At 73.2% G+C, this 14,761-nt stretch carries 18 protein-coding genes; 7 read left to right on the top strand and 11 right to left on the bottom strand.

The window, feature by feature from the left end:
- Positions 1-20 precede the first annotated feature (20 nt).
- The 5 genes from OG702_RS34835 to OG702_RS34815 form a co-directional block, all read right to left on the bottom strand.
- Positions 21-1,814, bottom strand: coding sequence for a SelB domain-containing protein (locus OG702_RS34835; RefSeq protein WP_327292966.1), 1,794 nt, complete (start codon positions 1,812-1,814; stop codon positions 21-23).
- A gap of 7 nt (positions 1,815-1,821) precedes the next feature.
- Positions 1,822-3,273, bottom strand: coding sequence for an L-seryl-tRNA(Sec) selenium transferase (gene selA, locus OG702_RS34830; RefSeq protein WP_327292965.1), 1,452 nt, complete (start codon positions 3,271-3,273; stop codon positions 1,822-1,824).
- A gap of 273 nt (positions 3,274-3,546) precedes the next feature.
- Positions 3,547-3,843, bottom strand: coding sequence for a SpoIIE family protein phosphatase (locus OG702_RS34825; RefSeq protein ID WP_327292964.1), 297 nt, complete (start codon positions 3,841-3,843; stop codon positions 3,547-3,549).
- Positions 3,844-3,867: 24 nt separating this feature from the next.
- Entirely contained in the window at positions 3,868-4,101 is a 234-nt protein-coding gene (locus OG702_RS34820) for a hypothetical protein (protein WP_327292963.1), read from the bottom strand.
- Between the two features lie 27 nt (positions 4,102-4,128).
- Entirely contained in the window at positions 4,129-5,268 is a 1,140-nt protein-coding gene (locus OG702_RS34815; RefSeq protein ID WP_327292962.1) for an inorganic phosphate transporter, read from the bottom strand.
- Between the two features lie 326 nt (positions 5,269-5,594).
- Here OG702_RS34815 and OG702_RS34810 point away from each other — a divergent pair, with 326 nt between their 5' ends.
- Positions 5,595-5,978 (top strand): VOC family protein, encoded by a 384-nt coding sequence (locus OG702_RS34810; RefSeq protein ID WP_327292961.1) that lies wholly within the window; start codon positions 5,595-5,597, stop codon positions 5,976-5,978.
- A 40-nt stretch (positions 5,979-6,018) separates the two neighbouring features.
- Here OG702_RS34810 and OG702_RS34805 read toward each other — a convergent pair whose 3' ends face one another.
- Positions 6,019-6,399: a toxin Doc gene (locus OG702_RS34805; RefSeq protein WP_327292960.1), complete on the bottom strand. Its 381-nt coding sequence runs from the start codon at positions 6,397-6,399 to the stop codon at positions 6,019-6,021.
- Positions 6,399-6,635 carry a hypothetical protein gene (locus tag OG702_RS34800; RefSeq protein WP_327292959.1) on the bottom strand — a complete coding sequence of 79 codons (237 nt, stop codon included), beginning with the start codon at positions 6,633-6,635 and terminating at the stop codon, positions 6,399-6,401. The genes OG702_RS34805 and OG702_RS34800 overlap by 1 nt, the downstream gene beginning before the upstream one ends.
- A gap of 149 nt (positions 6,636-6,784) precedes the next feature.
- Between OG702_RS34800 and OG702_RS34795 the strand changes: the two genes are divergently transcribed.
- Together OG702_RS34795 and OG702_RS34790 are read left to right on the top strand one after the other, a co-directional pair.
- Positions 6,785-8,491 (top strand): protein kinase domain-containing protein, encoded by a 1,707-nt coding sequence (locus OG702_RS34795; protein WP_327292958.1) that lies wholly within the window; start codon positions 6,785-6,787, stop codon positions 8,489-8,491.
- A 290-nt stretch (positions 8,492-8,781) separates the two neighbouring features.
- Positions 8,782-9,390 carry a fasciclin domain-containing protein gene (locus OG702_RS34790; RefSeq protein ID WP_327292957.1) on the top strand — a complete coding sequence of 203 codons (609 nt, stop codon included), beginning with the start codon at positions 8,782-8,784 and terminating at the stop codon, positions 9,388-9,390.
- A 94-nt stretch (positions 9,391-9,484) separates the two neighbouring features.
- On the opposite strand, the gene OG702_RS34785 is transcribed toward OG702_RS34790, so the two are convergent.
- A complete protein-coding gene (locus OG702_RS34785) occupies positions 9,485-10,096 on the bottom strand; it encodes a TetR/AcrR family transcriptional regulator (protein WP_327292956.1) in 612 nt (203 codons plus the stop codon).
- A gap of 150 nt (positions 10,097-10,246) precedes the next feature.
- Between OG702_RS34785 and OG702_RS34780 the strand changes: the two genes are divergently transcribed.
- Entirely contained in the window at positions 10,247-11,044 is a 798-nt protein-coding gene (locus OG702_RS34780) for an SDR family NAD(P)-dependent oxidoreductase (RefSeq protein WP_327292955.1), read from the top strand.
- A 33-nt stretch (positions 11,045-11,077) separates the two neighbouring features.
- On the opposite strand, the gene OG702_RS34775 is transcribed toward OG702_RS34780, so the two are convergent.
- Complete coding sequence (locus tag OG702_RS34775) at positions 11,078-11,920, bottom strand: SDR family NAD(P)-dependent oxidoreductase (RefSeq protein ID WP_327292953.1); 843 nt, start codon at positions 11,918-11,920, stop codon at positions 11,078-11,080.
- A 35-nt stretch (positions 11,921-11,955) separates the two neighbouring features.
- Positions 11,956-12,312, bottom strand: a complete 357-nt coding sequence (locus OG702_RS34770; protein ID WP_327292952.1) for a nuclear transport factor 2 family protein — start codon at positions 12,310-12,312, stop codon at positions 11,956-11,958.
- A gap of 161 nt (positions 12,313-12,473) precedes the next feature.
- Here OG702_RS34770 and OG702_RS34765 point away from each other — a divergent pair, with 161 nt between their 5' ends.
- The 3 genes from OG702_RS34765 (at position 12,474) to OG702_RS34755 (ending at position 14,447) form a co-directional block, all read left to right on the top strand.
- Complete coding sequence (locus tag OG702_RS34765; RefSeq protein ID WP_327292951.1) at positions 12,474-13,001, top strand: winged helix-turn-helix transcriptional regulator; 528 nt, start codon at positions 12,474-12,476, stop codon at positions 12,999-13,001.
- An 86-nt stretch (positions 13,002-13,087) separates the two neighbouring features.
- Positions 13,088-13,363 carry a hypothetical protein gene (locus OG702_RS34760; protein ID WP_327292950.1) on the top strand — a complete coding sequence of 92 codons (276 nt, stop codon included), beginning with the start codon at positions 13,088-13,090 and terminating at the stop codon, positions 13,361-13,363.
- A gap of 172 nt (positions 13,364-13,535) precedes the next feature.
- A complete protein-coding gene (locus tag OG702_RS34755) occupies positions 13,536-14,447 on the top strand; it encodes a GNAT family N-acetyltransferase (RefSeq protein ID WP_327292949.1) in 912 nt (303 codons plus the stop codon).
- Positions 14,448-14,481: 34 nt separating this feature from the next.
- Here OG702_RS34755 and OG702_RS34750 read toward each other — a convergent pair whose 3' ends face one another.
- Entirely contained in the window at positions 14,482-14,694 is a 213-nt protein-coding gene (locus tag OG702_RS34750; RefSeq protein WP_327292948.1) for a DUF6199 family natural product biosynthesis protein, read from the bottom strand.
- Between the last annotated feature and the right edge of the window lie 67 nt (positions 14,695-14,761).

The raw sequence follows: 14,761 nt of genomic DNA, 5'->3' as shown, positions 1-14,761 counted from the left end.
GGACGGTGGCAGCCCGTGCGTCAGCCCGCACCGACCGGGCTCTTCACGTGAGGTGCGGGCGTGCAGCGGCGCAGCGAAGCGTCGACGCGCGCGGTGTAGCCCTGCCGGTCGAGGTGCTCGAGCAGCGGCACCGCGACACGGCGGGTGGTCGCCAGGGCCCGGCGTGCCTCACTGGTGGTGAACGGCTGCTCCAGCCGGGAAAGCACCGCGGCGGCCTGCGCGTCCGCCTCCGGCAGCAGGACGACGCCGTCCGTGATCCGCAGCAGCGCCCCCGCCGCCTCGGCGGCGGCCAGCAGGCGCGGTGTCAGCCCGAGTTGCTCCAGCCGGCCGGCTTCTGGGGCCAGAAAGGGGCTCCGGGCCAGATCGGCGCGGATCGCCCGGACTGCGGCCTCGACCGGGGCGGGGAGCGCGGGCCGGGCGTGGCCGCCGTAGAGGCGCCCGTCGCGCCGGTTCAGGCCGCAGTCCGCGGCGAGCGCCTCGACCAGGCAGCGGTCCGGCAGGGCGAGCATCTGGCGGGCGGTCTCCGGGGGCAGGCCCGGTTCCAGCGGATGGCGGACGGCGTGCCCGTCCACGGCGTGGCGGAGCCGGTCGCGCAGGGAGCTCCAATGGCCGGGGTCGGCGAGCCAGTCCCCGGCCACCGGGTCGGACGGCGGGCGCACGCCCATGGCCAGCAGCTCCGTGCGGCGTACCAGGCCGCGCCGACGCAGTTCCGCGGCTCCGTCCGGTGGCAGCGCGACGGCCCGCAGCTCCAGGCCCCGAGCGGCGGCCGACCCGCGCCGGGTGAGCCGTGGTGGACGGACGTCAAGCACGGTGACCCCGGCCGCGACCCGCCGCAGACCGGGGTCGCGCAGCAGCGCCCGGTCGGCGATCCGCAACGGCAGCGCCTCGGCCAGCCGCAGCCTGGCGGTGTCCTCGCCCAGCGGGCGGATCGTGGCCGGGACGGCCGCGGAACCGATGTGCAGGGTCAGCTGCCGGGGCAGGTCGCCCGCCGCGCCGCCGGTCAGCCGGACGTCCACCGTGCCGGCGGTGAGCCAGCGGTCCGGGGTGAGCAGCGCGTCCCCGCGGCGCAGGCTCCCGTCCCCGGAGCCGTGCAGGTTGACCGCCACCCTGGCGACCGCGCTCACCGAAGGCCGGGCCTCCTTCAGCCGCTGCAGGCCACGCACCCGGAACGCCGCCCCGCCGCCGGCGAGTTCGAGCCGGTCGCCCTCCCGGATCGTGCCCGCGCCGAGCGTGCCGGTGACGACCGTGCCCCTGCCGCGTACGGTGAAGACCCGGTCCACCCACAGCCGGACGTCGGCGGCCGGGTCCGCGGCGGGCAGCGCTCCGGTCAGCCGGGTCAGCGCCGTACGAAGCTCGTCAAGTCCCGCGCCGGTGACGGCGCTCACGGCCACCGACGCCACGGCCCCCAGCGACGAGCGCGCGATCCGGGCCAGCGCGTCGGCCCGGACCGCCTCGGGGTCCGCCAGGTCGCTGCGGGAGACCGCCAGCACGCCGTGCGTCACGCCGAGCGCGTCCAGGATCGCCAGGTGCTCCTCGGACTGCGGTTGCCAGCCCTGGTCGGCGGCCACCACGAACACCACGGCGGGCACCGGGCCCACCCCGGCGAGCATGTTGCCCACCAGCCGCTCGTGCCCGGGCACGTCGACGAAGGCGAGGTCCCCGGCGCCGGGCAGCCGGGTCCACACGAACCCCAGATCCAGGGTCATGCCGCGCCGTTGCTCCTCCGCCCAGCGGTCCGGCTCCATCCCGGTCAGTGCCCGCAGCAAGGTGGACTTTCCGTGGTCCACATGTCCGGCGGTGGAGACGACGTGCACGGGCCGGTCACCTCCCCCGCATGGCGTGGCCCGCGGGTGACGCGGGCCGGCCGCGGCGGGCGGGTGCCGGCGGGTCGGGAGTGAGACCGCCCGCCGGAGGTGCCGGGGTCACGGGCGCAGGCGCGGCCGGGCCGGTCGGCGGGGCGAACGCCTGCCGGACGGCGGCCGACAGGTCGGCGTCCGTGTCCTCCGGGACGGCCCGCAGGTCCAGCAGGCAGCGCCCGCCCTCCACCCGGCCCATCACCGCGGGACGTGCCCGCCGCAACCGGTCGGCGCAGGACGCGGGCAGCGAGACCGCGGCGCTCGGCAGCGTGACGCCCGGAGCGCCGCCGCCGCCGATCACCGCCGTGCTGCCGACCGCGCGGCCGTCGACTCCCAGGTCGCGCAGGTGTGCCGCGATGCGTTCGGCGCGTTCCCGGAGCCGCCGGGCGTCGGCGTGCAGCGCGGTGCGGACGGGCGTGGCGGGGCCGAGCAGGGTCGCCTCCAGCGCGGCGAGGGTCAGTTTGTCCACGCGCAGGGCCCGGGCGACCGGGTGGCGGGAGAGCTGCCGCACGAGGTCGGCGCGGCCCAGCAGGATGCCGCACTGCGGACCGCCCAGCAGCTTGTCGCCGCTGGCGGTCACCAGGTCCGCGCCGGCCCGCAGCCAGGTGGTCGCATCGGGCTCGTCGGGCAGTGCCGGCTCGCGGGTCAGCAGCCCGGAGCCGATGTCGGCGACCACCGGCACGTTGAGCCGGGTCAGTTCGCTGACCCCGACGTCGCCGGTGAAGCCGGTGACGCGGAAGTTGGAGGGGTGGACCTTCAGGACGAACCCGGTGTCAGGTCCCACGGCCGAGGCGTAGTCCGCCAGGACGGTGCGGTTGGTCGTGCCGACCTCCCGCAGCCGGGCCCCGGTGGACGCCAGCAGGTCCGGCAGCCGGAAACCGTCGCCGATCTCGACCAGTTCACCCCGGCTGACCACGATCTCGCGGCCCTGCGCCAGCGCGGTGGCCGCCAGCAGGAGCGCCGCCGCCCCGTTGTTGACGACGTGTGCGGCCCGCGCCGCCGGCACCCGCAGGAGCAGTGCCTCGATCACGGACCGGCCGCGGCGGGCGCGGGCGCCGGTGGCCAGATCGAGCTCCACGTCCGTGGTGCCGCTGGCCGCGAGCAGGGCCTCGCGCGCGGCCGCGGAGAGCGGGGCCCGGCCCAGGTTGGTGTGCAGCAGCACTCCGGTGGCGTTGATCACCGGCCGCAGCGCCGACGCCGTCGCGGGCAGCGCCGCCAGCGTCCGCTCGATGACGTCGCCGGGCGGCAGTTCACCGGTGCGGGCGCGTTCCTGGACGCCGGCCAGTACGGACTTCACCAGCCCTCGGCCCAGCCGGTCCACGGCCGCGGCCAGCCGGGCGTCGGCGAGAGCCACGTCGGTACGCGGCACGGCGCGGCGGGCGTCGATCGCCAGGGCGGGAAGGTCTTCGGCGTCCATCTCCTGCGCATTCGGTGAGGGCGGCGGGGGCGGGAGACGGCCGAGCGACCTGGCATCTCCGGGACCTGGCCGACGGGCTCGGACGTACCTGAGGCGGTCACCGTACTGCCGGCACGCAACCAACCGGCGCCACCACACCGGCCGACGGGGCGGTGCCGCTCGAACGAGTCGATGCCGTGTCAGGCTCCGGAGTTCCCCACCGGTCGGGACGCCTCGCGGCATCTCGCCGCCGACGGGGTCGGCGAGGTGAAAGCGGCGTGTCCGCGCCCGGCTTCAAGCGCCGGAGGTGCTCGCGCCGTGCGGCGCCGGGAGCGTTCTGGCCAGGAGCAGGGCGGCGGCGTCGCGGCTCGGCCCCTTGGGCACCATGGCGTCGATGACCGACGCGCAGAGGTCGTCCAGGGCCGTGAAGGGACGGGAGAGCGCGACGCGCAGGCGTTCCAGGCCCTCGTCGATGTCGCTGTTGCGGGTCTCGACCAGGCCGTCGCTGTAGAGCGTCACCGCTTCCGAAGACGCCCGCAGGACCGTCCGTGGCCTTTCGTTCAGCTGCGTCAGGCCGAACGGAGCCGGCAACCGCGTCGGGACATGCGGGGCGGGTCAGTCGGGGATGATCACGTCGATTCCGTAGGCCGCGATCCCCAGGCAGGCGGCGAAGCACAGCGCCGCCGCCCCCGCCGCCACCCGTTCCCGCGTGCCGACCGGTCCCCCGCCGCGCAGCGCCCCCATCCGGGTCCAGGCCACGACCCCGAGGGAGAACATCACGACCACCACCACGGTGACGGCCAGGCTGACCACCGCCACCTCCCCGAGGCTGGACCATTTGATATCCATCCCGTGCTCCTTCGACGGCTGAGGGGGTCACACGACCGACTTGTCGGCGGGTTCCTCCTCGCGGGCGGGCAGTTCGTTGACGTTCTGCCGGTTGACAGGCGTGCGCCGGGACAGGGCGTAGAAACCGGCCGCCGCGGCCAGCGCGACCAGCCCGACCAGGGCCACCCCGAGGTTTCCCCGGTCGGCGACCCAGACCGCGACGCCGCCGACCGCCGCCGCGGCGGGCAGCGTCAAGGCCCAGGACACCGCGATGCGCCCGGCGACCCCCCACCGCACCCGCGCCAGCTTGCGACCCAGCCCCGCGCCGAGGATGCCGCCGGTGCAGACCTGCGTGGTGGACAGCGCGAACCCCATGTGCGACGAGGAGAGGATCACCGCCGTCGCCGTGGTCTCGGCGGTGAAGCCCTGCGGGGCCTCGATATCGGTCAGGCCCTTGCCCATGGTGCGGATGATCCGCCAGCCGCCGACGTAGGTGCCCAGCGAGATCGCCATGCCGGCCGACAGCACGACCCACCACGGCGGTCGCGCACCGTGGTGGAGGACACCGGTGGAGATGAGGGCAAGAGTGATGACCCCCATGGTCTTCTGCGCGTCGTTCGTGCCGTGCGCCAGCGCCACCAGGGACGCCGACCCGATCTGCCCCCTGCGGAACCCCTTCCGCGTCTTGCTCCCGGACGTCCGCCGGGTGATGACATACGCCAGATAGGTCGCTACCAGGGCGACGCCACATGCCACGATCGGCGAGGCGATCGCCGGAACCACGATCTTCTCCACCACCACGTCGAAATGCACCGCGAAACCGCCTGCCCCGACCCAGACCGCACCGATGAGTCCCCCGAACAGCGCGTGCGAGGAACTCGATGGGAGACCGAAAAGCCACGTAGCCAGATTCCACAGGATCGCACCCACCAATCCCGCGAAGATCATCACCAGGGAGACCTTCTGGTCGTCGACGATTCCGTTGGAAATAGTCGACGCCACTTCGGTCGAGAGAAAAGCTCCGGCGAGATTGAGGACGCCGGCCACCGCGACGGCCACCCGCGGGGACAGCGCCCCCGTGGCGATGGATGTCGCCATCGAGTTGGCGGTGTCGTGGAAACCGTTGGTGAAATCGAAGGCCAGTGCAGTCAGGATGACGGCTATCAGGAGAAATGAAACACTGCCCACGGCGAGCCTCCCGCACCAGGGTTGTGCTGGATCATGCGGGACGCACCAGTCTCCTCTTCTGTGGTGGGAGTGCGCGAATCGGCGCCGCCAGGCCCTGGACCACGAGCCTGAGATTGTCGTCCGGGCCGGTTGCGATCTGGCGCGAAAACCAATGTGCGATCTCGTCTCGTCCATGATGACCTGGCCACCGTCTGCCGACAACTTGGGCGTTGGACCCCGTCCGGTGGCCGCCGCCGGGGACTGCCCGGCGTGAGCGCGGAGAGCGCCTCCGCCCGGCGGACCCGATCGGGCTTTGCCACCCGGGTCGTCTCCCTACACTGGCGGCCATGGCATGCCGTATCAGTGAGCTGGTCATCGACGCCGCCGACCCCGAGCGGCTCGCCGTGTTCTGGAGCGACGTCCTCGGCTACGTCGAACTCGGGCGGGAGGACGACGGGAGCATCGAGATCGGGCCGCCCGGCACCGGTTTCGGCGGCCCGCAGCCCACCCTCGTCCTCAGCCCCAGCAGCGACCCGCGCCCCGCCAAGCTCCGGCTGCACATCGACGTCAACGCCACCGACCGGGACCAGGACGCCGAGCTGGACCGGCTGCTCGCGCTCGGCGCCCAGCCGGCGGACGTCGGCCAGACCGGCGCGGAGAGCTGGCACGTACTGGCGGATCCGGAGGGCAACGTATTCTGCCTGCTGCGGACCCGGCTCCAGCCGCTCTGAGCCTTCCGCGCGTCGCCCGTACCGCGTGCGGGCACGGGGCTCACAGCTGCCAGGCGCGGATGCGGTCGGCGGCGTCGAAGAGGCCGGCCTTGCGGGACTGGATGTCGCGTACCAGTTCCACCAGCGCGCCGTAGGGCGGGTCGATGCCGTGGCCGGACGCGTGCATGTAGGCCGCCGCGACCTGGCAGGCGAAGAGGCTGTTGCGGAACGGCAGGGGCTCCAGGCACACCAGGGTGTGCAGCAGGGCGGCCGCCCGCCAGGCGGGGTCCGGGGTGGGGGTGTCGTGCCGGGGGATCTTCGTCTTGTGCCGGGCGACGGCCGCGACGAGGGCCGAGTAGTCGGACACCGAGACGTCCTCGGGCAGGGCCTGCTCCTGGACGTCCAGCAGCCAGGCCACATCGATGTAGAGGACCGGTGGCATCAGGCGGCCTCTGCCCCCCGCGCGGCGGCCGGCGGCACCTCGTCGGGGAACGCCTCGTCGAACTCGCCCCGGCGCTGCTCGCCGAAGGCGGCGGCGTAGCGGACGAAATCCGCCCGCTGCCGTTCACGCAGCGGCAGGTCGTGCACGTACTGCTTCAGGCTCTTGCCCTCGGCGGCCGCGGCGGCCCGTACCGCTTCGAGCTCGTCGTCGGTGAAGGTGATGTTCAACGCTGGCATGCCCGTAGGGTACCAGAATGGTACCGCCGAGGGGTCGTGCCGCTCGTTCGAGGCCGGAGGGCGGGGAGCGATTGACGGGGGCCGCAGGGCGGGGGGACGTCTTTCCAGCAGGTGGGGACAGCCGCGGAGGGGCGTCGTAGGCTTCGCGCATGGAGAGTCTGGGGGGGACCGATCCGGTCTCGGTCGGGGGATATCCGCTGTTCGCGCGGCTGGGCGCCGGAGGCATGGGGCAGGTGTATCTCGCCAGGACCCGGGCCGGTCGGCCGCTCGCGCTGAAGACCGTGCGGTCCGAGTTCGGGCTCGATCCGGCCTTCGGGGAGCGCTTCGCCCGGGAGATCCGGCACGCCGACCGGGTGCGCTCGCCGTGGACCGTCACCGTGATCGACTTCTCCCCCGCGGACGCCCGCCCGCAGTGGCTGGCCACCGAATACGTCGCCGCGCCCTCGCTGGCCGACTGGGTGGGCGGCCACGGGCCGCTGCCGGAGGCGAGCCTGACCGCGCTGGCCGCCGAACTGTGCGAGGCGCTGCACGCGGTGCACCAGACGGGCCTGGCCCACCGGGACGTCAAGCCGTCCAACGTGCTGCTGGCCGGGCAGCGCCCGCTGCTCATCGACTTCGGCATCGCGCGCGCCGCGGAGGACTCCCGGCACACCCGGACCGGCGCGATGATCGGCTCGCCGGGCTACATGCCGCCCGAGCAGGCCACCGAGGGGGTGTCGGCGGAGCCCGGCGACGTCTTCGCGCTGGGTGCCGTGCTGGTCCACGCGGCCACCGGGCGCGGTCCGTTCCACCGGCCCGGCGAGAATCCGCCCGCGTCGGCGCTGCTGTATCGCGTGGTCCACGAGGAGCCCGACCTGGCAGGGGTGCCCGAGGGACTGCTGCCGCTGGTACGGGCCTGCCTGGCCAAGCAGCCGGGGGATCGGCCCACCGCCCGCGCGGCCGCCGGGCTGCTGGCGGAGCCGGACCGGCCGGCCGGGCTGTGGGCGCGGCGGCTGCCTGCGGGGCTCCCGGCGGAACTGGCGTCCCGGGAGGCCACCATGCGCGCGGCGCTGGGCGAACCGGCCGTCGAGCCGCCGACCCGTCCCGCCACGGTCGTCGACCGCACCCCTCCGCCGTCGGGCTCCGCCGGGCCCGCCGTCGCCGTCCCGCCCGGTCCGTCCCCGGACTCCGTCACGCGGACCGCGCACGACCGGCCGCCCGGCCGGAACGGGCCCGTTCCCGCACCGGTGCAGGGGCCGGCGGAAGAGGACGACGAGGGCGAGCACGGCCGTGGCGCGGCGCCGCGGCCGTCGCGGACGACCGGGCACCGGGCGTGGCTGGTCGTCGCGGCGGGCGTCGTGGCCGTTGCGGCGGTGGCCGGGGTGCTGGTGTACAGCCTGGGCGACTCCGGCTCCGACGACGACGGCAAGACCGGCGGCAGTGCCGGGTCGACCACCGCGGGGGCCGGCGGGCAGAGCGCGGATCCGCACGCACTGCCCGCTGCCTGGGTGGGCACCTGGGCCGCTACCGGCCCGGGCAATCCCGGCAACTACTCGATGGCCCTGCAGACGGACAGCTACAAGATCACCCTCACCCTGCGCGCGGGCCGCCTCGGCGAGCTGGTCGGACAGCAGGTGAGCGACATCCACGACCTGGACACCGGCAAGAACGACGGCTGCACCGAGACGTTGGAGTTGCGGTCGATGAACGCCGGCGTCGTCCACTTCGTCGCCAGGACGGCGCGCAGGACGGACCCGGCCGGGACGGTGTCCTGCCCGGTCGGCAACTCCTACGACCTGAGCATGACCGACGGGACGCTGGAGCTCGCCCCCGCCTCGCCGAGGTTCGGGGCGCCCACGGAGCTCACCCGGCAGTGACCGGGGCGGACGCCGCTCGGCGTGCGCCCCGGTGTCGCGGACCGCCCGGTCCGGCAGGTGTACGTGCCACCGACCGGCCGCGGGAGCCGCCAGCGGCTGCCTGCGGGCGGCAGAAGGTGCGCGTTCAGGCGGGCGCTGCCACTCTCGAAGGGATGGCCTGAGCCGCACCGTCCGGAGCGTGCGGACATCCCCCTCCGGTTCCCGGGCCAGAGCCCCTGGCCAGTCCCCGACAGCCGTCCCTCGAGACCGCCCGCGTGGCTTCATTCCTGCAGCGGAAAAGAGGTATCGACATGACGCAGCTCCGCATCCGTATCCGCACCGTCGTGGCACTGACCGCGATCGCCGTGGCACTGCCCCTCTCCCTGGGCGGCTTCGCCCCCCTCGCCGCAGCACAGGACGCGTCCTCCGGTTCGTCGGCGTCGCCGAGCCCCTCGCCCTCGGGCGGCACGTTCGGCAGCGGCTGTTCCGGCAGTGCGGCCGTCATGGCCAAGTCGGACGTCGCCACCGCCGCGGCCACGAATCCGCAACTGGCCACCCTGGTAGCGGCGCTCAAACGGGCCGGTCTGGTCGACACCCTCAACTCGGAGAAGAACGCGACGGTCTTCGCGCCGACCAACGCGGCGTTCAAGAAGCTCTCGGCCGGCAAGCTGGCGTCGCTGCTGACGGACAAGGCCGAGCTGAAGAAGGTCCTGACCTACCACGTGGTGGGCGACAAGCGGATCACGCCGGCCCAGCTGCCCAAGGGCTCGTTCAAGACGCTGGAGGGCGCCAACCTCACCACGTCGGGCTCCGGCACCACCTTCAAGGTGAACAACTCCGCGAACATCGTGTGCGGCAACGTCGCCACCCGCAACGCCACGGTCTACCTGATCGACAACGTGCTGACGCCGCCGTCCTGAGACTCCGGGCACCCCACCGCGGCAGCCTCGGGCGGCCAGGGACGACCTGGCGGGCCCGGGGATCCGCCGCCCTCCCGGGGCGCCCCACCGGCCGTCACGCCGCCGGCCGGCCCGGGCCCGCGTCCTGAAGCTGCGTGATCGCCACGTCGAGGGCGGCCTTCAGGTGCGTCGTCTCGCCGGTGGCCAGCAGGATCGCCACCCCGCCCTGCACCCCCGCAAGCAGCGCGGCGGCTGAGGCGTCCACGTCGAACGTGTCCGGCAGCAGGCCGTCGCGCCGCAGGGCCCTCATGCCGCCGGCGAGGTGTGCCTGCCATTCGCCCAGCAGGCGGCTGACGATGGCCCGGGCGCCGGGGGACGTACGGCCGACCTGCTGGATCAGCGACCCGAGCGGGCAGGTGTCGCCCTGCTCCTCGTACCGCTCGACGACCACGTCCCGCCACCGGAGCCAGGCGTCCCAGCTGTCCAGGGCGGACAGATACGGCTGCTGGTCGTGCAGCACCCGGTCCGCCTCGTGCTGGGCGACAGCCAGCAGCAACTGGTCCTTGCCCTCGGGGAAGTAGTGGAAGAGCTGGCTCTTGCTGGTGCGGGTGCGTTCCCTGATCTCGTCGAGGGTCGCCGTGAGCCCTCTCTGCCGCAGCACCTCCGCTGCCCCGGCGACGATCCGGGCGCGGGTGAGCTGCCCCTTCGCTGTCAGTGCGACTGCCATGCGGACACCTTCCCGTGCTGGACCACTGAGTCCATTCTACGTCGGCGGCCCGGCCTGCCCGGCCCCGGAACTCTGGACTTGCTAGTCCATTTTTTTCGTCGCACGGTGGAGGGCGCACACCGGAAGACCGCACGGGAAGAGAGCAGCGGAATGCACCTGGAACTCGAAGGAAAGCGCGCGATCGTCACCGGATCGAGTACCGGACTCGGCGAGGAGATCGCCAGGCGGCTGGCGGCGGAAGGAGCGTCCGTCGTCGTCCACGGACGGGACGAGGCACGGGCCGAAGCCGTCGCCAAGACGATCCGGGAGGCCGGCGGGCACGCCGACGTGACCCTCGGCGACCTCGGCACGGACGAGGGCGCCGAGGCGGCCGTCGCCGGAGCGCTGGCCGGCGGTCCGATCGACATCCTCGTCAACAACGCGGGCGTCTACGACATGGCTGCCACGTGGGCGACCACCTCGCCGACGGCCTGGGCCGACATCTACAACACCAACGTCATCTCCAGCGTGCGCATGATCCAGCGCCTCGTACCGGCCATGCGCGAGCGCGGCTGGGGACGGGTGATCCAGATCAGCAGCGTCACCGGCCGCCTGCCGCAGGCGAGCCAGCCCCATTACGCCGCCACCAACGCGGCCCGCAGCAACCTGGCGGCATCCCTGGCCCGCGACCTGCGCGAGACGGGGGTCACCTCGAACGCGATCGCGGCGGGCGGCATCCTGGTGCCGTCGGTGGAGACGTCGCTGGTCGCACTGGGCAGGCAGAACGGCTGGGGCGAGACCTGGGACGAGATCGAGCCGAACCTGATCAGGGCGCTCGCACCCAACGACGCGGGACGCATCGGCAGGCCGGGCGACTACGCCGGCCTGGTGACCTACCTCGCCAGCCCGGCGGGAAGCTACGTCAACGGGGCCAACCTGCAGGTCGACGGAGGCTGGCGGGACGCCTGACGGGCCGGAAGATCCCGCGCCGGCCGGAGTTCCCTACTCCGCCGGCGGGAAGTCCGCGCCGGCCGAGGCCGCTTCCTGGGCCCGCAGCTCCACGAGCATGCCCCCCAGCTGGTCCGCGACGGCTCGGTGGCCGCCGGCGCCCAGGACGATCCGGTGGGGAGGCGGGTCCTGTTCCATGGCGGCGAGGACGGCCCGCACTCCGCGGTAGGGGTCGCCGGCCTGGCGCCCGTTCTGCTCGATCATGGAGGAGCGGACGGACTCGACGAACGGCAGATAGGCGTCGACGGTCTCCGTGACCGGCTCGCCCTCGAAGCCGGCGTATGCGCCGGTGCGGAAGGCGCCGGGCTCGACGGCGAGCACCTTGACGCCGAAGGGCGCCACTTCCTGGCGCAGCGCCTCGGTCAGGCCCTCGACCGCGTACTTCGCCGCGCTGTAGTAGCCGAACCCGGGCGTGGCCCTCAGCCCTGCGACGGAGGACATGGTGACCACCCATCCGCCGCTCCGTGCGCGCATACCGGGCAGGACCGCGCGAAGGACCTCGACCACGCTGAAGAAGTTGAGCTCGAAGGACCGCCGGACGTCGGCCTCCGGGGCGCCCTCCACGGAGCCGTACCAGCCGCGGCCGGCGTTGTTCACCAGCACGTCGATGCCGCCGAAGCGCCCTTCGGCGGCGGCGACCGCGTCCCGGATCTGCCCGGTGTCGGTGACGTCGAGCGGCAGGACGAGCACGCGGTCGCCGTGGCGGTCGGCCCATTCGCCGAGCAGCTGTGGCCGGCGGGCGGTGAGGACGACGTTGTCGCCGATCTCCAGCGCGGTGTTGGCGTAGGCCATGCCGAAGCCGCCGGGGGATCCTCCGGTGATGAACCAGGTCTTCATGGTTTCCTCAAGAATCTGGGGGTTGTCTGGGGCTGTCAGGGGGCGATGACGAGGTCGCCGATCAGTCCCTGGTCGAGGGTGAAGCGGAACCGCAGGTCGACCCTCCCGCCGGGGAAGTCGCCTTCCAGCCGCTGGATCGCGGTGTACCGGTCGGGGCCGGCCTGCTCGGCACCGAGCAGGGTGGTGGTGTAGGTGTACTCGGACGTCGCGCGGTTGAGCCACGCCTCGATCTCGGGAGCCCCCCGGTAGGTCCGGCCCTCGTCGGTGACCGTCGCCTGCGGGGTCATGGCGCGGGTGGCCCCGGAGGCGTCGCGTGCCGTGTGGGCTTCGAGATAGCGCTTGATGACGTCGGGCAGGTCGTCGGTGTCGATGGGGCGCGATGTGCCGGTCATGATTGCCTCGGATCGGGATCGGGCCGCGGCGGTCCCGGTGTGCCCGCGCGCGGGGCGGGAGGTACCCGCTTCCGGGCGCGCGCAAAGGACACCGCCGTGCGACTGCTAAAATAGAAGCTACTGACTGCTAATCTAGCAGTAACTGGGACCGGAGGTGCCACATGGCCAGCCGCGCGCGGCTCGAGGATCGCGAATGTCCGCTGTCGACGACGGTGCAGCACGTCGGCGAGTGGTGGACGCTGCTGATCCTCCACGACGCCTTCGACGGCTACACGCGGTTCGACCAGTTCCAGCAGAGCCTCGACATATCCACCAGCATGCTCACCGCCCGGCTGAAGACCCTGGTGGCCGACGGCCTGCTGGAGCGCCGCCCGTACCAGACGAGTCCGGTGCGCCACGAGTATCTGCTCACCGAGCGCGGACGCTCACTGCGGCCGGTGATCGTCGCCCTGGCGGCCTGGGGCAACCAGCACCTCGCCCCCGAGGAGCGCTCCATGATCCTCGTCGACGCCGAGACCGGCGAGGAAGCCGAACCGGTCGTCGTCGACGCGCACACCGGGCGCAGCCTCGCCGACAGCGATGCCTACGTCTTCGCCGCCGGGCCGGCCGGCAGCACCGGGATGCGGGCGCGCTACGCCGAGCTCGAACGGCAGCGGCGCACGCGGTCCGCCGAGGTGCCCGCGTCCTGAGCGCGGGCGCGGAACCGGGTGTGCTCGCGGCATGTCCTTCATGACGTCAACTCCGAGACGGCCGCATCGGTCGAGGCGAGGATGAAATGAACAGACGTGTGACGGTGTGCCTGGCCGCGGTCCTGTCCGCCGGCATCGCCGTGTCGGCACTGTCCGGGTGTTCCAGCGACAGGCGCGGGATGGGGGATTCGCCCGTCGCCAACCACCGGGGGGACGACAGTCCCGCGGACATCACCAACTTCCCCGACGGCTTCGCGAACATCGCGACCAAGTGCGTGGCGGGCGCGCCGGGTTACCGGGCGTTCATCACCACCCGCGATGCCGCACCCGTCATACTCGCCGACCCGGCGTGCAAGGGCTGACCGGCCGCTGGTGTGCGGGGCATCGTCCGGCCCCGGGCCGACCACAGCAGCGGGTGGCCGGACCGTGGCCCGCGGCAGCGCCGGAAAAGCACTCGACTTGCTCCGCGGGAGCCTGACACAGTGACCCGCTATGGCGAACCTGGAGCTCGTGACCGCCGCGGACGTTCAGCTCATGCAGACTCTCGCACAGCAGGTCACCGCGGCTCGCCCTGAACTGGTGAACGCCGAGACGACGTTCGGTGAGCTGGCCTGGAACTGGGGCAAGGGGCACGCCGTCGAGGGCGCAGGCTGGCGGCGCAGCCTGTGGTTCTCCGGCGGGGACCTGGTGGCGTGGGGCTGGGCCCGGCTGCCGTACCAAGTACCGCGGAGCGACGGGTCGGTGAAGGACGTCAGCGGCGCCTCGCTGAGCTATCAGGTCCATCCGGACCACGCCGGGCTGGTCGACGAGGTGATCGACTGGTACGACGGGACAGCGTCGGGTACGGAGCACGGGGTGACGCCGAGCGCCGCCGACGAGTTCGCCCTGCGGCGGTGGGCCGCACACGGCTACGTGTCCGACCCGACCGCGCTCGGCGACACCGGGTCCTGGACGCAGCTCAACCAGCGTGACCTCGTCGACGTGGAAACGCCGCTGCTGCCGGACGGATTCCGGTTCCGCACCGCCGAGGAAGCCGGGCCGGCGGCCGTGGTCCAGGCGCATCAGGACGCCTGGGCTCCCTCGACGTACACGGCGCTGAGCTACCAGGGCGTCCGGCAGACGGCCGGCTACCGAGGGGATCTGCACGTCCTGGTGGAGGCGCCGGACGGGACCATGGCGTCCTCGGCGATCATGTGGCTCGACGAGGCGAACAGCACGGTCGAGTTCGAGCCGGTGGGGACGCATCCGGCTTACCGGCGCCTGGGGTTGGCGCGCGCGATGATGCTGCACGGGTTGCATCGGGCGCGGGCCGCCGGGGCCACTCATGCGACGGTCGCCTGCCTGGGCGCGCCCGGGCATCCCCGGGCGCGCGGGCTGTACTACGGCCTGGGATTCCGGGAGATCTCGCGGGACGCGCCGCTCGTCAAGTCCGCCGCTGAGGGCTGAGCACCTGCCGTTCGCGGCACTCGCGGGTCGGGCGTCACAGGTTGGTCACCAGGATCCACACGGCGACGACCAGGAACACGAGTCCGAAGGCGCGCTGGAACGCGTAACCCCGCCTGGTGGGCTCGGTGGCGTCGGGGTCCTTCACCCAACCCCGCTGCAGGTGGCGGTTCATCCCCCAGAGCAGCTGCGGGCGTACCACCTGAACGAGCCCCACGGCGAGGAAAAGGCACATGACGGCGATGAACATCGCACCCCCTGCGGCCGGTTCGGGCAGGTCGGCGCTGCCCGACCACGATTCATGCTGACCGGCTGCC

Origin of the sequence: Streptomyces sp. NBC_01198 (assembly GCF_036010485.1) — a bacterium.
In the GTDB taxonomy this organism is placed as follows: Bacteria; Actinomycetota; Actinomycetes; order Streptomycetales; family Streptomycetaceae; genus Actinacidiphila.
This window is presented reverse-complemented; position numbering and strand designations above follow the sequence as displayed.